Below are 19,397 nucleotides of genomic sequence, written 5' to 3' on the forward strand. Positions count from 1 at the left end.
CCCCCCGGCGGGGGTCGTCGCATGTCCGGGTGGGTTTTTCTCCCTTCCTACTTCAGTTCACGCCGCCGTGAGGCCGTGTCGAGCGCCGCCGGGCGCGGGTCTGTCATGGCCGCGATTCGTCACGTTGTGTAATCGTAGAGGTGCTCTGCGGAAGTCGCACAGGACCAGCACAGGCGTCACCGGTATGGGTGACGGCGATATTCACAACCGCAGAGTTGTCCACAGTTTTCGACCAAGATCCACATGATTTCCCGGTTCGCTGCACCGTGATTCCCACGCACTCCGGCCGCGCCGAGTTCATGGCCGGTTCCGATTGCCGGTGTGCGTATGGCCGGTTCCTATCGGCCCCCATATGAAGGCCGGTTGCCGGTTCTTCACACCTTTGGGAATCGCGAGGCCCCACGGGCCGCGCGGCACACGCAGCGAACGGGGAACACACGTGACCGGAACTGTCACCCACGATCCACCACCCACCGCCGAAGGGCGATCGGAACGACCGCTGATCGTCACCGAGGACGCCGGCCTCCTCGACGACCTGCTGCGCCTGTGCGCGGCGGCCGGCGCGCATCCCGAGGTCCACCACGGCGTGCCCGAGCGCAGAGGCAGCTGGGAGGCCGCGCCCCTCGTCCTGGTCGGCGACGACGCCGCACGTCGCGTGCGCGGCGCCACCCGCAGACGAGGAGTGGTGCTGGTCGGCCGCGACCAGGACGACTCCGGGGTCTGGAAACGCGCGGTCCAGATCGGCGCCGACCACGTCCTGATGCTTCCCGATGGCGAGCAGTGGCTGGTCGACCGCATCGCCGACGTCGCCGAGGGCGTCGGCCGCCCGGCACTCACCGTCGGCGTCATCGGCGGCCGCGGCGGAGCCGGCGCCTCCACCCTCGCCTGCGCGCTAGCCGTCACCTCCGCGCGCGAGGGACTCCGCACCCTGCTCGTCGACGCGGATCCGCTCGGCGGCGGTATCGACGTCCTCCTCGGCGGCGAGACGGCCGAGGGGCTGCGCTGGCCCGCCTTCGCCGCCTCGCGCGGCCGGGTCGGCGGCGGCGCCCTGGAGGAGTCGCTGCCCCGGCTCCACTCCCTCAGGGTGCTCAGCTGGGACCGCGGCGACTGCGTCGCCGTCCCGCCCCAGGCCGTACGGGCCGTGCTGGCCGCCGCCCGACGGCGCGGCGGCACCGTCGTCGTCGACCTGCCCCGGCGCCTGGACGACGGGGTCGCCGAGGTGCTCGCCCAGCTCGACCTCGCGCTCCTGGTGGTCCCCGCCGAACTGCGCGCCGTCGCCGCCGCCGGACGCGTGGCCTCCGCCGTCGGCATGGTCCTGCGCGATCTGCGGGTGGTGGTGCGCGGGCCGTACGCGCCCGGTCTCGACGACCGTGAAGTGGCCCGCCTGCTCGGACTGCCCCTGGCCGGCGAGGTGCCCGTCGAGTCGGGACTGCTGCGCCCCCACGACGGGGGCAAGCCGCCCGGCGCGACCGGCCGCGGCCCACTGGCCCGCTTCTGCGCGGGCTTCTGGGAGCGGACGCTGGTGGAAGCGGGTGGCGCATGAGGACGCATCCCGTGACCACGAGGACGGCTCCCGCGATCACGAGGACGTCGCCCGCCGGGACGCGCACGGCTCCCGCGAGTACGAGATCACTTCCCGGAACCGAGGTGGCGGACGGGCCGGAACTGCTCGACGGGGTACGCCGGTGGCTGGCCGAGAGCGGGGCGGAACCGACGCCTGCGCGCGTGGCGCAGGCGCTGCGCGAGCAGGGCCGCGTGCTCGGTGACGCCGAAGTCCTTGGCGCGGCCGACCGGTTGCGCTCCGAACTGGTGGGCAGCGGACCGCTCGAACCCCTGCTCGCCGACCCCTCGGTCACCGACGTTCTGGTGTCGGCGCCGGACCGGGTGTGGGTGGACCGGGGCGGCGGACTCGAGCTGACCGCGGTGACCTTCCCCGATACGGCGGCCGTACGACGCCTCGCGCAGCGCCTGGCCGCCGTGGCCGGACGCCGGCTCGACGACGCGCGGCCCTGGGCCGATGCCCGTCTGCCCGACGGGACCCGGCTGCACGCGGTGCTGCCCCCGGTGGCCGTCGGCTGCACCTGCCTGTCGCTGCGGGTCGTACGGCCCCGGGCCTTCACGCTCGACGAACTCGTGACGGCGGGCACGGTGCCACCCGGCGGGGACCGCGTCCTGCGGGCGCTGCTGGACGCGCGGCTCTCCTTCCTCATCAGCGGCGGCACCGGCTGCGGCAACCCCAATATGAAGCCATGACACCTCTAGTCAGTGATCACAATCCGTAGTCTCAATTCCTGGTGCTGGAGGTGCACATGGCCACATACTCGGCAGATGACCACACTGAAGATCGCCATAGAGGTGGCCGGGCGGGACGGTCGGCTTCGCGACGACGACCCTAACGCGGTCATCCACGCCTACGACACCGACGAGGGTGGCTTCCCGTTCCACGGCGCCTTCGATGTCCAGTACATCGTGAAGCCCGACATCGACTGGGCGCGCCCGCTGCTGCACGGTCGACGCTGCGACACATGTCGTCGCGGGTCCGATGGGGCCGCGGCGGTCTGAGCATGAAGCGGCCCCGGCCGGATCGGCGTCCGGCCGGGGCCTTCGAGCGGTGACGGGTCAGGCAGGCGCCGCCTCAGGCGGCGCCGTCAGGTAGCCACCGGCCTGGAACATGCCATTGAACGCTCCCGGCCCGAGTCGGCTGTCGAGCCACCGGCACAGTCGGCTGGTGTCACCGCTGATGATGGCGGCCACGACCAGGTCGTGCAGTTCCTCCGGCTCGCCCGCCCCGAACTCGGCCAGCCACCTCTCGTAGCGGGCGTTCACGCCGCGCTCGTAGCGGCCGAGCGAAGCCACGTAGGCGCCCGCCTCGCCCGCGATGTCCAGGCCAGTCGGGGCCTCGGTGGCGAGCTGGCCCGTGACGTCCCGGTACGCCCACCAGCCCGGCGTCTGTGGGGAGTCGGGGCCGGTGATCCCGAACCGGTTGGCGACGTACCGGGTGATGCGCCGGGCCTCCCGGTCGCACGCGCCCTCCATGACGATCCCCAGGTTGCGGGTGTGCGCGGCGTCGTGCAGGTCGGCAGCGGAGTACGAGCGGCCGTCAGTTCGGCGCCAGTTGATGCCGTACTGCGTGCGCACCACCCGGTCGCCCATGAGGATGTACCGGCGCGCGGACCCGTAGTGCAGGCAGTCGTGCGCGTAGGCCCGCACCACGTCGAGCATCGCCAGCCCGGCATCGGCCGGCGCCGCCTCGCCCATCGGCCCGTACATGGTGATGACCGCGACCATCTGCATGTGCCGGTAGCCCTGATCGGGGTGGTGGAAGCCGCCCCAGGCGCCAGGCCGGGCCGATTCCGCGCCGACGAGCACACGGTCCAGGGGCAGCATCTGATCGAGGCCGAACTCGGCGTAGCGGATACGGGCCCGGTGCAGGCCGCTGCGCACGGGCGCGGTGTCGATGCCCGCGACCTCCCACGTGTCCAGCCGTTCGGACAGGGAGCGGAAGGTGTGGGCGGTGTGGGCGGCGCTGTTGGTCAGCGGCGACGGGTCGGTACGCCACTGGGCGAGGGTGTTGGCGACCGCCGCGCGGTCGCCGACGAGGACCTCGTTCGGTGCGAGCAGGTTCAGGCCGTCGAACCGGTGATGAGCTGTCGGTGGGAGTCCTGCATCCCGTCCGGCAGATCCGTGGGTGAGAACCACTGGGCCTCCAGGATCTCGAAGGAGTCGAGGTTGAGGGAGCCACCGACGAACTGCGCCTCGTAGGCGACCTCGACGCGCAGCTTGTAGCCGCTCTTGAGGTGCACCAGGCGACCGACCTTCACATCGAGGCCGGTCTCCTCTTTCACCTCCCGGACGATGGTCGTGGGGAACTCCTCGCCCGCGTTGGCGTAGCCCGTGGGGAGTCCCCACGGCTTCTCGGGCGGCCACATGCGGTGGCGGAGCAGGAGGACCCGGCCGGAGTCGTCGCGGACGACGCCGGTCACGCCGACCATGAACTTGGCGTGGGCGAACCAGAGGACACGCCACTGGAGCGGGCCTCGGATCGCGCGCCATACGGGGAGGATGAGTCGCTTCATCGGTGGTGGACCTTTCCGGTGGGAGATCCGCCATGGTGGCGCTTTCTCCCGGTGGTGACCAGTTACCTGCGTGGGAGGGGTGAACGGCTGCCCAACTACGGGGACGAGGTTGGGCAGCCGCGCCCGTCGGCAGCCGGCGTTCCGAGCTGGCGACGGGAGTTCGTGAGGGCGGGCGCGCAGTCGGGGCAGGCGTAGACCTCGATGTCGAGGACGTGGGCGCCGAGGCTGCCGCGCGCGATGCCGGCACTGGTGCCGCCGGTTTCGAGCAGGGACTTGCCGCACCAGACGCATGCCCAGCCGGAATGCTGCGGGCGTGTCAGGTCCAGGGCTGACGGCAGCGGTCGCCTGGTCACCGGTTCGACTCCAGTTGTCCCCACAGGCCGCACTCGTCGGTGGTGAGGCCGGTGGTCTGGCAGAGCCCGGAGAGGATGGCCCAGCCGGGGCCGTGGCTGCTGATCAGGGAGAGCGGGTCGGGGCCCTGTGCGGTGATGCGGATGCGCGGCCCGGCGGTGGACAGCGTCATCTCGATGACGGGGGCGCCGGAGCTGAGGACGGCAACGAACAACTCGTCGGCGATGAGCGGGGCGTCAGGGTGGTGCACGCGGCCAGCGGTCCACAGGCGGACGTGAGCTGCCTCGATGGGCTCGCCCTTGAATGGCTTCTGCCACGAACGTCCTGACTCGGGCATAGCTGTCCCCCGGGAACGGTGGTTATCTGAGTACAGGTAGTGCTTATCTGTACTCAGATTGTCGCCGGAGTTGGCGCTGGTCAAGAGGCAGGGGAGAGTATGTGTACTCAGATTGACGCGATCATCGACCGTGGGAGTACGGCAGTGGCCCAGCCCGAGTACCTGCGCATCGCCGGTGAACTGCGACAGCGCATCACCTCCGGCCAACTCGCCCCGGGCGACCAGCTGCCCACGCTGCCCGCCCTGTGCGCGATGCACGGCGTGTCCGAGACCACCATCCGCAACGCGCTCCGACTGCTCGCCACCGAAGGGCTCATCGAGACCCGGGCCCGCGCCGGCACCCGGGTGCGCCCGCGGCCGCCGATCCACCGCATGGCCGCCGACCGCTACCGGTCCACGCCAGGCGCCAAGTCCACGCCATACACCCGGGATCAGGGCATCGGCTGGTCCGAGTACCGGCTCGACAAGCGGTTCGAGCGCGTCCAGGCCGACGCCATGCTGGCCGGCCTGTTCGAGTGCGAGGTCGGCGAGCGGCTGCTCGCGCGGCACTTCGTGTTCTACGACAACGACCAGCCCACCCAGATGTCGACCAGCTACGTGCGGTGGTCCGATGTCGCCGGGACACCGGTAGCCGACCCCATCAACGAGCCCTGGCCGGGCGGCACCAGGGCGCAGATGGCCAGCCTCGGCGTCCGCATCAGCCAGATCACGGAGTCGTTCACCGCGGGCATGCCGACCGAGCTGGAGGCGGCGACGCTCCGCATAGGCAGCGGCGTCCCCGTCCTGCGGTACACCCGCAAGCACCTCGCCGACACAGGCCGCGTCGTGGAGGTCGCGCACCCGATCGTCCGCCGCGGCGACACCACGATCGTCGACTTCCGTATCGATCTGGACGACTGACCTCGGGCATGACGAAACGCCCCCTGCACAGCCCAAGGGGGGCCGTGCAGGGGGCGTCGTCATTCGTACTCGCGGCGCGGGTCGAGGCCAGCGGACAGCAGCCCGCCGCCGGTGCCGGGCTTGGGATCGGGCGCGCCGTCTCGCCTGCAGACGAGTGCGTCCGGATCCCACGACGGGGCTTGGAGGCTGTAGCTGTCCGGGCAGTTCGGCCCGGCGGGTCCGCGCTCGCCGGTGTCGCCCTTCTCGCCGCGCTCGCCCTGTGGTCCGGCGGGACCGACGGCTCCGGGGTCGCCCTTGGCGCCTGGGGGCCCGGTCGGTCCGACCGCGCCTGGTGCTCCGCTCGCGCCTGGGCTGCCGTCGGTCCCGCTCCGGCCGGGCGCTCCGGAGGCTCCCGGCGAACCAGACGGGCCTGGAGATCCGGGTACGCCGCGCGGTCCGGGCGGGCCCGGGATCGGCACTGGCACCTCAGCCCGGTCGGGGAGGTCTGCGACCGCGCGCGTCGGGTCCGGCGCCACCGGGGTCCCGCCCTTGGCCTTCACCTGCTGCCGCAGTGCGCGGACGTTCCCCGCCAGCGTGCTCACGGCCTGCCCCCGCAGGTCCGCCTCGTGCGCCAGCTGGTTGGCCATGCGGTCGCGGTCGATGAGGAGGTACGACACGGCGACCGCGCCACCGAGGAACAGCAGGATGGCGGTCGCCCACAGCAAGTGCCGTGCCTGGTGGAAAACCGTCTCGGCCCGCGTCATGGCGTCCCCCCGAGCCGTTCCACCTGCAGCCTGAGCCGCGCGTTTTCGAGTTCGAGCACCTCGACCCGGGCCTCCGCTTTCGCCTGGTCCGCCTCGGCCTTGTCCCGCTCCGCGGCGAGCCGTTGCGTCAGGCTGTCGTACATCGTCGCCGCGCTGGACTGCTGCGCCGCCCTGGTCGCGCCGCGGCTGCCGTACATGGCGGCGAACGCGGCCACGGGCCCCGCGATCAGGCTGCCGATCGCTGCGAGCACGGCCGCGTCCACGCCACCACCATCCCTTCCTCGGCGAGCTCATGAGGCAGGGTCAGGACTCCACGCGCGGGCCACGCGGCGTGTGTGCGGCGGCCCACCCCGACAGGAACGTCAGCCCCGCCGGCGCGAGCGCGAGCACGAGCGCCTGCACCCATGCGGGCAGCGGCTGCAGCAGGGAGTCGTCGGCGGCGACCGTGTTGAGGACGGCGATGAGGAGCGAGACGACGAAGGTCGCGGACGTGGCCGCCTTCACCTTCTGCTCGATGGGCGCGTTGGCCATCAGGGGTTCTCCAATCGTGAGAGGTCAGGCGGGGATCCAGGCCCCGTTACGGACGAAGCCGTGCGTGCCGCAGCACTGCCACAGCAGGGACGGTTCGAGGTGCAGAGGCTCGCGGGCGACGAGCGTGTGTGCGCTTGTCCCGGCCGCCACCCACGGGCGGTGGACCGTGCGCTCTTCGGGCAGGGCGGCCATCTTCGGGCACCAGTGCCAGAACGTCGGGTTGGTCTCGTGGGCGAGCCAGCCGTAGTAGATCTCGTCGGTGAGACGGGTCATGCCGACCATCTCCAGGCCCGGCCAGTCGGACGGTGGCGTACCGCGCGGCGCGCTCACGTGACGACCTCGAAGCCATGCGCGCGGCCCAGTTGGGTGAGGCTGGTCATGCCGGGGATGCCGTCTGCGGCCGAGCCGCTGTAGCCGAGGTGGCGCTGCCACTTGGCGTAGGCGTCGACGGTGGCCGATCCGAAGTGGCCGTCGGAGTACGCCTTCGACAGGTATCCGGCGTTGACGAGCGCGGCCTCGACGATCCGCACGCCGCCGTAGGTGACCGGCGTGCCGCTCGCCTTGGGGTTGGACCTGGCTGCGGCGACCAGCTTGGACAGGTCGACCACCGGCTTCTTCGGCTTCGGCAGCGGGGCGGGCTTGCTGGTCTTGAGCCGGTCGGCGATCCGGGCGCGCAGCCAGTCCATGCCGAAGCCGCGCGGGTCGACCTTGCCGGGCTGCCACTCCAGGTGCCCGATCACCGACAGCGGGCCCCAGCCGTGGTGGCGGCAGATCGCCGCGGCGACCCGCTCGATCGCCTCCAGTTGGACGTCGGGCCACGGGTCCTGGCCGTCGCCAAGGTTCTCGCACTCGAAGCCGTAGAAGTGCCGGTTGCCGTCGACGCTGGCCTCATCGTCGTGCGGCGCCGGCCGTTCGGCGATGACCGCGGCCAGGACGTCGGGGTCGCCCAGCCCGGCGTGATTGGCGCGGCCGTAGCCGACGAGGTGCACGCGGCCGTCCTTGGCGATGACACCGTGGCACAGCGGGCCGGGCAGGGCGCTGTGTCCGTCGCGGCAGAGCGCGACCGTGTTGGCGGTGCCGGACGTGACGGTGTGGTGGATCATCACGCCGTTGACGGGCCCCCACGGGCCCATGTGGTTGCGGTTGTGGCGCTCCCAGTCGCCGACCTCGACGACGGTGACACCCTCCGCTCTGAGCGCAGCAGCGAACTGGGCAGCGGACATCGGCTTTGCCATCAGACACGCTCCGGCCAGTGCCAGGTGCCGCCCGCGTGGCGGATGTTCGCCGGGTCCTCGGGCTCGAAGTGTCCGACGGCCTCGTGGAAGGACGCCCCGGTCGGGGTAAGCACCGCCAGACCGACGATCTCCGGGTCGTCGCTCACGGCGGTGACGATCGCGGCACGGCACTGGGCGGTGTACGCCTGGCTGCCGTCCACGCGGACCGGGGTGCCGTGGGCGATCTGTCCGACGGACGGGGGTTGCTGTTGCATGGGCCCTCCCGGGCATGAAGAGCGCCCCGGCCGGACGGCGCGAGGCGAAGAGCGGGGGCGGTCAGGAGGCGGTCAGGCGATGCGTTTGGCCCGCATGTACGAACCGGCCGCGACCCTGGTCATGTTGGCGCCGGATACGTTCTGCGCCCACTGCACGGCGAGCGTCCCGGCACCGGCGGTGATGATGTTCCCGGTCTCCCAGGCCAGCAGCTGGTTGGTGCCGCTGCGGGTGCCGTAGGCGCGAGCGGTCCCGAACCCGTGGATCCCCCACCTGCCATCGCCCTGCGGGCCGTTGGCCGAGGAGTCGTTGACTGTCTGCGCCATGCCCCAGGCGGACCGCAGGCCGCTGGACCCGGCGGGGGCGTTCCATGCGATCTGGATCTGTTCGGTGGCCGAGGCGCTGTAGTGGATGAACGCCTCGACGCGGTAGGTGGCCTGCGCTTCCAGGATTAGGAACAGGTCGGGGTCGTCGGCCAGCGTGACGGTGTTGTTGCGGCTGGTGTCGCCTGGCTTGTACGCCTCCAGCGGCAGCATGCTCTGCAACAGGGATACGTTGACGATCCGCCCGGGCTGGATCAGCGGATATTGGGACAACGGGAACCTCCTACAGTGCGACGATGGCGGGTCGTGCCAGGCGCACCTCGGTGCCCACGTCGTGGCCCTTGACGATGCCGTTGCGGGAGCGCTGCACGGTCATCAGCTGCGGGGTGACGATCGTGTAATCGTCGTAGCGCAGCTGGGGGTTGGTGTTGGTGTTCCCGGTGAGCGACGAACCCGCGAGACCGATCTGACCCGTGGCGATGGGCGCGGTGGTGATGGTCTGGTCGGAGTGCCACGTGCCCGGCTCGGCCTGCCCGTCGGGCCATGCCCGCACCTGCACGCGGTGCCCGGTGAGGCGGGCCCGTAGCCAGAACCAGGCTCCGGCGGTGTACGTGTACGGCAGCGTGTTGGTGGGTCCGATGAGGGTGGTGTCCCGGGTGACCGAAGCGAGCATGCCGCCGCCCGGGTTGAAGTGCAGCCGGGCCCGGTAGTAGTTGGCCGCGTCCACGTAGCGGAGCAGGACGGCTGGGATGAAGCTGGCGCCGGTCGCGATCTGGTCGACGCTCATCCGGACCAGGACCTCACAGTCTGCGATGCCGCCGATGATCCGCTGGAAGCGGACGGTGTCCTTCGCCGCGGCCAGCGTGATGACGCCCGCCGACCCGTTCACGGACCGGTCTGAGGCGCTGCCGCCGGTCTCCACCCAGGCGAAGCCGCAGTCCGCCCCGCCCCACGCGCCGGATGCCGTCCGGGTGAAGGTGTCCCATGCCCCCGGCACACACGCGGTGACCCGGGCGGTCTCCCCGCCGAACTTGATGTCGTAGGGAAACTGCTCCAGGTACGTCGGCGCTGGGCCAGCGGAGGTGATCCACGGGGCGGGCAGCTTGTCGTCGCGCGCGGCCGGGGTGTGGACCACGAGCTGGCCGGCCGTCGAGGTCGCCGCCACGGCGATGGTGGACGTGCCAGGGTCGGCGTCCACGCGCATCGGCGCCTGCGTCGTGAAAGTGAGATCGTCGATGTGCACGGCGTCCTCGCCCCCCGCGGTCGAGGCGTCCTTGGCGTACCGGAACGTCACCGTGCTCGCGCCGGTGACGTCGATGGTGGCGGACGTCCAGGGCGTGGTGCCCTGCGCGCGGATCACTTGGACGCCGTCGACGAGGACCAGGAGCCGGTCGCCCTCGAAGCCCGTCCCGGACGCCTCGCTGCTGGTCCAGTACCAGAAGGTCAGCTCGGTGGCGCCGGGCGGGACGGACACGATCGCGTCGCTGGTCTGGTTGTTGGTGATCGTTCCCGAACGCAGGCTCCAGGTGCCGGTGTTGTAGTGCAGTTGGGACCGTGTCCAGGGCGCGTTGCCGCCGTTGGTGATCGTGACCGCGTAGTCCGTGTCGCTGAAGTCCTCCACGATCCCCACCGCGCCCACCGCCCACGGCCCGGCCGGCGAGCAGGTGAAGTAGATGTCCCAGCCGTACTGGTCGAACGACTCCGTGTAGCCCTGCACGATCAGGTCGATGTCGCCGGCCGGCAGCCATCTCGGAGGGTTGGTGATGCGGATCAGGTCGCCTTGGTCGACGCCGAGAACGGAATCGATCAGGTGCGGGGCGGCTGCCAGGTTGACGTGCACCACGGGGTAGCGGGGCGCGTCCCATGTGCCCAGGTGCAGCCGCCAGTTGGCGATCGGTTCGGTCTGCGCGTCGTCGGCGAGCGACAGTTGCACGCTGCTCTCGTAGCGGCCGACTCCGTCAGGCGGGGACTGCACGGACAGGGCGCCGTCCTCGAGGACGGCCCGGCCGGAAGAGCCGTCGATCCGGGTCACGGTGACGTCGTTGACGGTGTCCGCGTCGTCGTCGACCGGTTCCAGCGGTGGGCCCACCTCCCCGTCGGCCGTGTAGTCGAGCGTCAGGGTCGGCACCTGGCTGTACAGAGTGGCGCGGTCGCGGTAGTGCAGGCCGGGCCGGGAGCGCTGTTCCATGAAGATGCCGCCGTCGGAGGCAGCGCACTCGGCGAGCAGGTCCAGCAGGGTCTGCTGGCGCTGGGAGCCCATGAGCTCCTCTTCGGCGATCACGCCGCGCACGGTCAGCGGCACGTCTTCCTCGCGGGCCAGGCGCTGCAGCCGGTGTCCGGCCTGTTCGCCCTGCCATGCGCTGATGGCGTTCTCGTAGCCGAAGTTGTCGTCGGCCGGCCACGCGGTGATGTGCCCGAGTGCCGTCCCGTCGAGAGCAGGCGACCAGCCATCCGGTGGTGAGGCCACTGCGGTCGGGCGTCCGACGGTGCCGCTGATGCTTCCGTTGGTCGCTCCGGAGGCTCCGTCAGGCGGCACCCAGCCGATGTGCCAGTCGATGTTGCTGCCGTCCTGGACGACGTTGAACTCGGCCTTCATCCACGTGCCGTAGATGTTGCCGAGGAAGCCCCAACCGGTGGTCTGGCTGACGAGGGTGCTGCCGTCGCTGTCCTTGGCGAGGATCGTGTAGCCGGTGCTGCTGACCTGGATGTACCACTCGGCAACGGTGCCCGTGCACAGGATCCGCATCAGGGTGTGCGTGGTGGCGTCCGGCTGGTCGAGCCGGAAGAGCCACTGCACACCCCACTCGGTAAGCGGGGCCGCGGGTCCGGGAATGCGGCCCAGCATCTGAGCCAGCGCGCCGCCGCTTGAGGCCAGCACCGGCAGCGGTGCGGAGGAGATCAGGGAGTCGGCCTGGCCCCAGTTCACGTGGGACAGGGTGAGCGGCTGTACGCCGGGAAGAGGGGAGGATGCCTGGGTGGCCTGGGCGCCTTCCTCCAGGGGCCAGTACGCCAGCGGGCTGTAGGTCGGCAGGCGGCGGCGCAGCGGGGATTGCAGGGCTGAGGCGCCCTGCCCATAACGGCGCAGTGGTCCGGCCGCGTCCACTGCTGTCCACGCGTCTTTACCCGAGACGTCCCAGCGCGGCGGCCAGGCGGAGATCTCCCCGCGGAACCGGTCGTCACGCGTGCGCACGGCGGCGGTGCCTTTGACCGTCCACACGCGGCCGACGCTGTCGGTGAAGCTGGTGGTGCCGTCGTCGAGGGGGCGGAAGTCGGCGTCGGCGACGAGGGTTCCGTTGATGCCGCTTCGCACCTGGAAGCGGGTGCCGCTGCCGATGAACGGCTGCCGCGGGGGTGTGGTGGTGGAGTCGGTGGGGCCGATCCGCAGCTCCGTACTGGTGGTCTGAAGTGTCGGGGTTCCGCTGCCGATCAGATCTCCGGAGAACAGCGTCCAGGGCCCGTCGATGGAGTCGGCCTGGTAGAAGCGCAGGGTCCAGCCGCCATTCCCGTTGTTGACGTCCAGGGTGAAGCGCAGCGCCCTGCCGCCGTAGGTGTCGCTCTCGGTGAAGGCGGTGCGCACCGCCTGATCGGATGCCTGCACGAAGTGGAACTGGAGGTAGCCGCCGAACACCCGGAGGATCCAGGACCGGTCGCTGGCCGTGTCGCCCCACTTTCCGATGATCGTCTGGTTGAGGGCTCCCCTGGTGAGGTCGGCGTCGAGTTCGACGCGGACGTCGAGGTCGCCGGTGATGTCCAGCGCGGCCGTGTCCGGGGTGGACACGTAGCCCGAGGCGTCGCCGTTCAGCTCCAGGTGGGCGCTGCCTGCGGGGACGTGGACGCGTACTTCGGTGTTGCGGCCGATCAGCCCGTACAGGTCGCTGTTCGGGTTGCCGGGGCTGTAGCGCCCGGTGACGGCCGGATTGACCTTGGAGACGCCGTTGTTGAAGGTGAGCGTGCACTTGCCCGGGTCGGAGCGGGCCCCCTCGTCGGGGCGCCCACGGGTGATGGTCATCAGGTCGCGGGTGTAGACATCCGCGGTGACGTTCTGCCACACGCCGCCGATCTTCAGGTCCGCCTGGATGTCCAGCGGGGTCTGGGGAAACGCCACCGCTCACTCCTTCCTCGCTCACTTACTGAAAGCGGTCTGAACGCTGCCGCGCCCGTCGATACGGACGATCTTCCGGAACAGCCTCTTCAGGTCCTCATCTGCGCCGCGCACATCGATGACGACGCGGAGGGGGCCGCCGCTGGCGGTGGCCGCGCCCATGACGGGCGCCATGCCGGTGGTGAGCGGGCCGTGCACCGCGTCGGCGGTGGCCTGCGTGACGCCCGCCATGGCGCCGGCCGCCACGCCCTGACGTTGGTGGATGCCGTCGGCCCAGCCCTCCACGAGGGACTGGCCGGAGTACAGCGTCCAGCCCTTGCCGGAGAACGGGCCGACCTTGGCGGGGCTGAAGGGGAAGTAGTCGCGAGCCGCGCTCACCACGCTCGACACCGCGTTGCGCACGGAGCCGATCATGTTCCGGATGCCGCTGATGAAGCCGCGGATGAGCGCTGCGCCGGAGTTGTAGAGCAGGCCTCCGAGGTTGCCCAGCGCGTTCCTGGCCCGCCCCGGCAGCCCGCGGACCAGAGAGATGGCTGAGGAGATTCGGTCTGCGCTGGCACTGCGGAAACGGCTCCAGGCGCCGCTGGCGCTGTTCCACAGCCGTGAGCCGAGCGGCGACACGGCGGAGGTGATCTTTCCGGGCAGGCCCTTGACCCAGTTCACGGTGGACGTGGCGACCCGCACCGTGCCGGACTTGATGCTGTCCCAGTGCTTGATGATCAGGCCCGGCAGGGTCCAGTTCAGGAACAGGTTGACGATCCGGCCGGGGATGGATTTCACGAACCCCCACACCGCATTCCAGGCGGCGGCCGTGCCGGACTTGATGCTGTCCCAGTGCTTGGTGATCAGGAGCACGGCGAGGCCGATGGGGCCCGTGAGGATAGCCAACAGCAGCGGCCAGTTTCCCTTGATCCAGTTCCACACCGCAGAGATCGCGGTCTGGACCGCGCCCCACACGGTCGACCACAGCGTCTGGAACCAGGTCGTCTTCGTGGCGATCAGCACGATCACGGCGACCAGGGCGACGATGCCGAGGATGATCCATGTGATCGGGGACGCCAGCAGGGCTGAGTTCCACAGCCACTGAGCGCCGGTCGCGACGGCCGTGGCCGCGGCCCACGCGGTCTGGGCGGCAGCCCACACCGTCATCCCGGTGCGGACCGCCAGAACGGCGGCCGCGATCCCGCCGAGGGTGTACGCCAGCGGCTCCATCACGCCCTTGTTGTCCGCGGCGAACTGGAGGAACGACCCGGACACCTCGGCGAGCTTGGTCATGGCCGTCCGCTTGAAGCGCTCCAGCGTCTTGGCCGGCGATTCCGACAGCGCCTTCATCGCCTTGTCCGCGGCGCCGCCGACCTGCCCGAGGGCGGACGTCGCCTTCGACGGATCGAGGGCGTACAGGGCGTCCCCGAGGTCCTCGGCCTGGGTGCCGAAGAGTCGCACGGCGTTGGCAGCCCGGTCGTTCTTGTCGGGCATCTGGCGCAGCTTGTCGAGCGTCAGGTCGAGGGCGTCCGCCGCGGACTTGCCGCCCTTGCTGATCCGCTTGGCCATCGTGCCGGCGTCCAGGCCTATGGCCTCGAATCCGGCCACGGTGTTCTTCGAGCCGTCGATGGCCCTGATGCTGAATTCCTTGATGGCGTCGGCGACGATGTCGGCGTCGCGGGCGCCGGCCTGGAGTCCCTGGGAGAGCAGCCCCATGGCGGTCTGACCGTCCAGGCCGAACTTCCTCCACTGAGTGCCGTACTCGTTGATGGTGTCCAGCAGATCGTCGGCCTTGTTGGCGCCGGACTGGAAGCCGCGGGTGAGGATGTCGAACGCCTCGTCGGCGTTCTTCGCCAGGCCGGTCTTGAGCATCTGCCCGACGGCCGCGGTGGTCGGGCCCACTTCCTGGTCGAACGCCTCGGCGAGCGCGAGCGCCTTGCTGGTGAGCCCCTCCAGCCCGCCTTTGGCCTTCGCCGTGCTGCCGATGTTCTGGTAGACGCCCTTGATGGCCTCATTGACGGTCTCGGACGAGTCGCCCCAGGCCTGCGCGTACACGTCCGCAGACACCTTGGACAGCTTCGCTGCCTCGGCGGGTCCGACGCCCAGCTGCGCGGTCAGCTTCGCGTTCGCCGCCGACATGTCCAGGGACTGCGCTACACCCACCCCGAGGGCGCCGGCCACGCCCGCCGCGATGCCGGTGGCGGCCGTGTCGAACTTCTCCCGGACCTTGCCGAGTTCCTCGCTCGCGCGGTCGCGGGCTACGAGGTTGAACACGAGTGACGTATCGCTCATCCCGCCCCCTGTGATCAGGGGGCGGTCACCGCCCCGATTTCAGCTTGTCGTTGACTTCCTGCTGGGCCTTCTCGTAGGCGTCGAGCCAGTCCAGCAGCGCGTCCGCCTCCTCGACGGTGCACGCGTCCCAGTCGCGGGGGCGCATGTGGAGCAGGTGGGCGGCGTCGCCGAGGCGCCTCAGTCGGCGATCGGCAGCTGGGCTTTTCCCTGCTCGTCGGGGTCCTCGTAGGCCTGGGCGATCTCCTCGTCGAGCTTCTCCAGCACGGCCTGCAACTGGTCGGCAGAGACGGAGTCGATGACGTTCTCGCGCATCAGCAGCAGCTCGCCCTTGGAGTGCTCCAGGGTCAGCTCATCCCAGGCGAAGTCGACGTCGTCGAACTTCAGCGTCGGGTGCTCCCGCTTGAGGTACAGGTACAGCAGCGCCCGCCGGCACTTGCTGTTGCCCTTCTGCACGTCCACGGTGAACTCGGAGAAGTTGCGTCCGGTGTACCGCTCGACCATCTCCCGCTCGGCGCTCATCAGCTTCTTCGGCTGGTACTTCCACCGCTTCGGCTCTTCGCTGCCCTCAGGGCTGTAAACCAGGTACACGGGTGTCCCCCCATCATCGGGCCCGGGACGCGATGCGCCGGGCCATGTCTTCCATCGCTTGTTCCGCGGCCGCCTTGTAGATGCCTTCGCGGCCCTGGAACGCGCGGTCGAACCACTCCAGCTTTCCGTGCTGCTGGATCCAGACCTCGCGGTTGCCCCACACGGGGTGGCGCCACCCGGAGGCTCGGTTGGTGCGCTTGGGCGCGTTGGGGAAGCCGCGAACGTTCTTGGTCTTGAAGGCCTTCACGCGGGCACCGGACCAGCGGCCGCCCAGCTTCACCTCAGGCCGGATCTTCCGGGCGATCGCCGACCGCAGCGCGGGCGCGGTCGGCATGAGTCCCGAGCTCGGCATCGCCATGATGCCGCTCTTCGCCTGCTGCGCTCCGGGCTTGAGCGCCTCGCGCATGTTCTTCGCGAGCTCCTTGCGCAGCTGCTTGCCGTCCTCCTCGGCACGGATCGCACGCGCCAGGGCCGCCAGGGCGTCGTGTGCTTCCACGCCGAGGGAGAACGGCGGCCCGCCGCTGGCCATCAGGTGGTTCCGCGGGCCACAGCCCCGGAGGTGGGGAAGCCGAGCGAGACGGTGGCCTCGTCACCGACCGACCCAGAGATCGGGTTCCAGCCGTTGATCAGGATGTTCCCCGAGTACTTCGGGTTGCTGACGGACACGGCGCCCTGGTCGGCGCGGACCTCGAACGGCACAACGGTGCCCAGCAGCGGCCACATGAGAGCGTCGAGCTGGGAGGCGGCGAAGTCCTGAAGGAACTCACAGCCGAGCTCACCGGACTTGAGCCCGCCGAGGACTTCCTTCCAGCCCAGCGAGGCGTAGTTGGTGACGTCCTTCTCCTCGACCTCGACGGACAGCTCTGCCTTCTTGGTGAAGGCGGTCAGGGGCTGGCCGTTGATCGACAGGTACTGGGCGAGCAGAACCATCTTGGGCATGGGCCCTCCTTCAGGGCGTGACACGGGGCCCAGAGGCGGGCCAGGATGATCAGTCGGGCTACTGGATGCCGAGAGCGGCCGTGAACAGGAACGACGGAGTGGTGCCGCTGATCGTCCACGCCACCCGCCACCACGGATCGGTGATGGCAGTTCCTGCCGTCCGTAGGATCTGCCCGCCCACCGCGGTCGCCGCGGTGAACGTCAGCCGCGTGGTCGGGCTGGCGAACGTGTTGTCCACGCTGGACTCGACGCGCGCGGTGATGGACGGCGTGGTGCCAGCCACGGACAGCACGTGCAGCGCGGCGTGCAGGCGCCTTCCGGCCGCGACCGCACCGAGGTTCAGGCCGGTTCCCGTACCGGTGGCGGTACGGGCAGTGCCGGGCGAGTGGGCGAACTGGCCGCGCACCAGCGGCCAGTTGCTCTTCGCGGTCGACGACCAGGGCGCGACCTCGCCGACGGCATCGAACAGCTTGTAGTCGCAGCGCAGGGCCTGGGTGAAGTACGCCAGATCGCCGACGTTCGCAGCGTTGTTCGCGCTGATCGACCACGGCCCCACGCCGCCGAACTGCGCCCATGACGCGTCATCGACCTTCGTGGCGTCGGCTGCTTCCCACTGCCCTTCGCCGGAGATCTCTGCCGAGGCCAGTCCTCCGAGGACTTCCTTCCAGCCCTGCGAGGCGTAGTTCGTGGACTCCTTCTCTTCCACCTCGGAGGACAGCTCGATCTTGTTGGAGCTGCTGGTCAGGTCGAGCCCGGCGGCGAAGCACCGCACGTTGGTCAGGACCGTCTTACTCACCGTCCGCCGCCTTCCTGCTCTTGCGGCTGCCGGTCGGCTTGTCGACGACCTCCTCAGCGACGCCGGAGGCGACCAGGTGCGCGGCCTGCGCGGTCGGCAGGTCGACCTCGTCGCCTTCGGCGGGCCATGGGTCGCCGTTGAGCTGAGCGCCCTCCGGCATGCCCTGGGTGATACGGATCTTCATCAGGTGCTCCCGTCTCCGATGACCTTGATGGTCAGCTCGGCGCCCACGTAGGTCGTGCCCGCGTGCTCGTACCAGCGATAGCCCTGCACCCGCACCACGTGCAGGTCATGCGCGAGGCCGCCCAGCGCGTACTCGCCGGGAGCACCGCGGGCCGCCTCGATCGCGGCCTTGAGCGAGGCCGGCCCAGAGCCGGAGAGCATCCCGTCCAGGACACGCTGCGAGTAGACGTCGTCGGTGCGTGCGACCAGGACTCGGGTGGTGAACGTCAGCTCGTCCAGGCCGCGGCCCATGACCCGGTCGAAGTCCTGCTCGTACTCAGCGACGAAGAAGTGCGGCGCGATGACGCTGTCGGGCACGTACCCGGAGCAGGTCAGCTTCGCGATGCCGTCCGGCAGGACGACCGCGCGGGCCGCGTCGGCAATGGCCTCGCGCACAGCGGAGATCTGCACAGCGCGCCCCCTATCCGAAGCCCGGCAGGATGAACGGCTCGATCAGCGCCCACACGTCCGGGTCCCGGCGGGAGAGGTTGCGCACGCCCCACTCGGCCGAGCCGATGATGCCCTCAGGGCTGTCCTTGCGCTTGTACAGGCGGGTGGCCTGGATCAGGGTCGCCTCGGTGATGTCGTCGGGAACGGCCGGCCAGCCGAAGCGGGCCGTGATCCGAACGCGGGCCGTGGCGGCACCCCAGCTGCCCGCCCGGAGCAGGCCGGTGATGGGCCGGCCGTCCGCGAGCGCGTTGTCCGGCTGGGTCTCCCAGTCGACGAGGGCCGACCACGGTCCCGTCGTACCGGCCTCGACCGTGAGGCCGGTGTCGTCGCCGATGTCGTCGACCAGGAGCAGGTCGCCGTCCGGCTCGCACACCACGCGCCCGGGCAGCCGGAAGACGCGGGACACGGGCGTGTCGTCCAGCCAGAAGCGCCGTCCAGTCGCCCGGTCGATACCGCGGGACGCCGCGGCCAGCGCTGCCGTCAGCTCGTCGTCGCGGCTCGTGTCCGCGGCCTCGGCACCGAGGCGCTTGCGCAGCGCGGCCAAGGTTCCATACTCGTGCGCCACCGGGCATCACTCGGACTGGGGCGCGCTCGGCGCGGCCGCCGCCTTCTTCGCGGCCGGCTTCTTCGGCTCGGGCTTGCCCTGCTGGGCGGTCTGCTGCGGCGTGGCGGTACGCCCGCGCGGGCCGGTGCTGTCGTCCTCCGGGGCGTAGCCGTGGTGCTTCAGCTGCTCGTCGACCTGGCGCACCCGGTCCTCCAGGCCGCGTCGCTCGTAGCCTTCGCGCTCCCGCAGCAGGGCGGCGATCATCGTGTCGTTCTTGCTGGCCATGGGGCCTCCTCAGAAGACGGTCACGTCGACGGTGTTCGTGACGTTGGTGTTCGCCGAGTACGTCAGCCGCAGGTACCGCCACGGCTGATTCGGCCGGAGGATCTTCAGCGTCGTTCCCGACGCGGTGAGCGCGAACGTGGCGACGGCCCCGGTGTCCGGGGTGGCCGGGTCGGCGTAGGAGACGGCGAACCAGGCGGTGCCGTCCGCCGACCCCTCGATCGCGTAGGTGCATGTCGGCGTGGCGCCGGCCGTGGTGGTGATGGCGAGCAGCGCGGGCCGTTCGACGGCCGCCCCGCGGTCGAGGACGTTCGTCGAGACGCCGTTCCCTGTCTGCGCCTGTGAGAGCCGTGCAGAGTTCGGCAGCCGGTCGCCGCCGAGGGCCTGAAGAGTCGGCATGAGGACCTCCCGTCCGTGGTGCCGTGGCGGACCGCGTGGCCCGGGGAGTCGTC

General features: G+C 70.6%; 25 protein-coding genes and 1 pseudogene. 4 read left to right on the forward strand and 22 right to left on the reverse strand.

All coding sequences use genetic code 11. The features are described from left to right. Positions 1–439: 439 nt before the first annotated feature. The 3 genes and pseudogenes from ssd (at position 440) to QFZ74_RS17030 (ending at position 2,562) form a co-directional block, all read left to right on the forward strand. Positions 440–1,543 (forward strand): septum site-determining protein Ssd, encoded by a 1,104-nt coding sequence (gene ssd, locus QFZ74_RS17020; protein WP_307621666.1) that lies wholly within the window; start codon positions 440–442, stop codon positions 1,541–1,543. Beyond that, positions 1,540–2,244, forward strand: a pseudogene (locus QFZ74_RS17025) (ATPase, T2SS/T4P/T4SS family); the annotation flags it as partial. The gene ssd and the pseudogene QFZ74_RS17025, both read left to right, overlap by 4 nt. 84 nt (positions 2,245–2,328) lie before the next feature. After that, positions 2,329–2,562 (forward strand): hypothetical protein, encoded by a 234-nt coding sequence (locus tag QFZ74_RS17030; protein ID WP_307621667.1) that lies wholly within the window; start codon positions 2,329–2,331, stop codon positions 2,560–2,562. A 57-nt stretch (positions 2,563–2,619) separates the two neighbouring features. Here QFZ74_RS17030 and QFZ74_RS17035 read toward each other — a convergent pair whose 3' ends face one another. From QFZ74_RS17035 to QFZ74_RS17050, 4 genes are all read right to left on the reverse strand, one after another. After that, positions 2,620–3,699 carry a hypothetical protein gene (locus QFZ74_RS17035; RefSeq protein ID WP_307621668.1) on the reverse strand — a complete coding sequence of 360 codons (1,080 nt, stop codon included), beginning with the start codon at positions 3,697–3,699 and terminating at the stop codon, positions 2,620–2,622. Then, positions 3,624–4,076 (reverse strand): NUDIX domain-containing protein, encoded by a 453-nt coding sequence (locus QFZ74_RS17040; RefSeq protein WP_307621669.1) that lies wholly within the window; start codon positions 4,074–4,076, stop codon positions 3,624–3,626. Before QFZ74_RS17040 ends, QFZ74_RS17035 begins: the two co-directional genes overlap by 76 nt. A gap of 95 nt (positions 4,077–4,171) precedes the next feature. Then, positions 4,172–4,429: a hypothetical protein gene (locus QFZ74_RS17045; protein WP_307621670.1), complete on the reverse strand. Its 258-nt coding sequence runs from the start codon at positions 4,427–4,429 to the stop codon at positions 4,172–4,174. After that, on the reverse strand, positions 4,426–4,677 hold the full coding sequence (locus QFZ74_RS17050; RefSeq protein WP_307621671.1) for a hypothetical protein: 252 nt from the start codon (positions 4,675–4,677) through the stop codon (positions 4,426–4,428). The genes QFZ74_RS17045 and QFZ74_RS17050 overlap by 4 nt, the downstream gene beginning before the upstream one ends. Positions 4,678–4,863: 186 nt before the next feature. On the opposite strand from QFZ74_RS17050, the gene QFZ74_RS17055 reads away from it, so the two are divergent. After that, the gene (locus QFZ74_RS17055) at positions 4,864–5,664 is read left to right on the forward strand and encodes a GntR family transcriptional regulator (protein WP_307621672.1); all 801 of its coding nucleotides are present in this window, start codon (positions 4,864–4,866) and stop codon (positions 5,662–5,664) included. A 59-nt stretch (positions 5,665–5,723) separates the two neighbouring features. Here QFZ74_RS17055 and QFZ74_RS17060 read toward each other — a convergent pair whose 3' ends face one another. The 18 genes from QFZ74_RS17060 to QFZ74_RS17145 form a co-directional block, all read right to left on the reverse strand. Continuing rightward, complete coding sequence (locus tag QFZ74_RS17060) at positions 5,724–6,407, reverse strand: collagen-like protein (protein ID WP_307621673.1); 684 nt, start codon at positions 6,405–6,407, stop codon at positions 5,724–5,726. Continuing rightward, complete coding sequence (locus QFZ74_RS17065; RefSeq protein WP_307621674.1) at positions 6,404–6,670, reverse strand: hypothetical protein; 267 nt, start codon at positions 6,668–6,670, stop codon at positions 6,404–6,406. Before QFZ74_RS17065 ends, QFZ74_RS17060 begins: the two co-directional genes overlap by 4 nt. Before the next feature lie 40 nt (positions 6,671–6,710). Beyond that, positions 6,711–6,938 (reverse strand): holin, encoded by a 228-nt coding sequence (locus QFZ74_RS17070; protein ID WP_307621675.1) that lies wholly within the window; start codon positions 6,936–6,938, stop codon positions 6,711–6,713. A 24-nt stretch (positions 6,939–6,962) separates the two neighbouring features. Continuing rightward, positions 6,963–7,268: a hypothetical protein gene (locus QFZ74_RS17075; protein WP_307621676.1), complete on the reverse strand. Its 306-nt coding sequence runs from the start codon at positions 7,266–7,268 to the stop codon at positions 6,963–6,965. Beyond that, positions 7,265–8,173, reverse strand: coding sequence for an N-acetylmuramoyl-L-alanine amidase (locus QFZ74_RS17080; protein ID WP_307621677.1), 909 nt, complete (start codon positions 8,171–8,173; stop codon positions 7,265–7,267). Before QFZ74_RS17080 ends, QFZ74_RS17075 begins: the two co-directional genes overlap by 4 nt. Then, the gene (locus tag QFZ74_RS17085) at positions 8,173–8,427 is read right to left on the reverse strand and encodes a hypothetical protein (protein WP_307621678.1); all 255 of its coding nucleotides are present in this window, start codon (positions 8,425–8,427) and stop codon (positions 8,173–8,175) included. The genes QFZ74_RS17080 and QFZ74_RS17085 overlap by 1 nt, the downstream gene beginning before the upstream one ends. Positions 8,428–8,499: 72 nt before the next feature. Further along, positions 8,500–9,021 carry a hypothetical protein gene (locus QFZ74_RS17090; RefSeq protein WP_307621679.1) on the reverse strand — a complete coding sequence of 174 codons (522 nt, stop codon included), beginning with the start codon at positions 9,019–9,021 and terminating at the stop codon, positions 8,500–8,502. Between the two features lie 10 nt (positions 9,022–9,031). After that, entirely contained in the window at positions 9,032–12,853 is a 3,822-nt protein-coding gene (locus QFZ74_RS17095; protein ID WP_307621680.1) for a hypothetical protein, read from the reverse strand. A gap of 18 nt (positions 12,854–12,871) precedes the next feature. Then, complete coding sequence (locus tag QFZ74_RS17100; protein WP_307621681.1) at positions 12,872–15,124, reverse strand: phage tail tape measure protein; 2,253 nt, start codon at positions 15,122–15,124, stop codon at positions 12,872–12,874. 177 nt (positions 15,125–15,301) lie between these two features. Beyond that, the gene (locus tag QFZ74_RS17105; RefSeq protein WP_307621682.1) at positions 15,302–15,712 is read right to left on the reverse strand and encodes a hypothetical protein; all 411 of its coding nucleotides are present in this window, start codon (positions 15,710–15,712) and stop codon (positions 15,302–15,304) included. A gap of 13 nt (positions 15,713–15,725) precedes the next feature. After that, on the reverse strand, positions 15,726–16,241 hold the full coding sequence (locus QFZ74_RS17110; RefSeq protein WP_307621683.1) for a hypothetical protein: 516 nt from the start codon (positions 16,239–16,241) through the stop codon (positions 15,726–15,728). After that, positions 16,241–16,651, reverse strand: coding sequence for a phage tail tube protein (locus QFZ74_RS17115; protein WP_307621684.1), 411 nt, complete (start codon positions 16,649–16,651; stop codon positions 16,241–16,243). Before QFZ74_RS17115 ends, QFZ74_RS17110 begins: the two co-directional genes overlap by 1 nt. Before the next feature lie 58 nt (positions 16,652–16,709). Then, complete coding sequence (locus tag QFZ74_RS17120; RefSeq protein WP_307621685.1) at positions 16,710–17,447, reverse strand: hypothetical protein; 738 nt, start codon at positions 17,445–17,447, stop codon at positions 16,710–16,712. Then, positions 17,440–17,631 (reverse strand): hypothetical protein, encoded by a 192-nt coding sequence (locus QFZ74_RS17125; protein WP_307621686.1) that lies wholly within the window; start codon positions 17,629–17,631, stop codon positions 17,440–17,442. The genes QFZ74_RS17120 and QFZ74_RS17125 overlap by 8 nt, the downstream gene beginning before the upstream one ends. Then, entirely contained in the window at positions 17,631–18,080 is a 450-nt protein-coding gene (locus QFZ74_RS17130; protein WP_307621687.1) for a hypothetical protein, read from the reverse strand. The genes QFZ74_RS17125 and QFZ74_RS17130 overlap by 1 nt, the downstream gene beginning before the upstream one ends. Positions 18,081–18,090: 10 nt before the next feature. Further along, on the reverse strand, positions 18,091–18,663 hold the full coding sequence (locus QFZ74_RS17135; protein WP_307621688.1) for a phage gp6-like head-tail connector protein: 573 nt from the start codon (positions 18,661–18,663) through the stop codon (positions 18,091–18,093). A gap of 27 nt (positions 18,664–18,690) precedes the next feature. After that, entirely contained in the window at positions 18,691–18,948 is a 258-nt protein-coding gene (locus QFZ74_RS17140; RefSeq protein ID WP_307621689.1) for a hypothetical protein, read from the reverse strand. Positions 18,949–18,957: 9 nt separating this feature from the next. Then, positions 18,958–19,344, reverse strand: a complete 387-nt coding sequence (locus QFZ74_RS17145; RefSeq protein WP_307621690.1) for a hypothetical protein — start codon at positions 19,342–19,344, stop codon at positions 18,958–18,960. Positions 19,345–19,397 lie beyond the last annotated feature (53 nt).

The sequence above is a fragment of the Streptomyces sp. V3I7 genome (genome assembly GCF_030817495.1).
Taxonomy (GTDB): Bacteria; Actinomycetota; Actinomycetes; order Streptomycetales; family Streptomycetaceae; genus Streptomyces.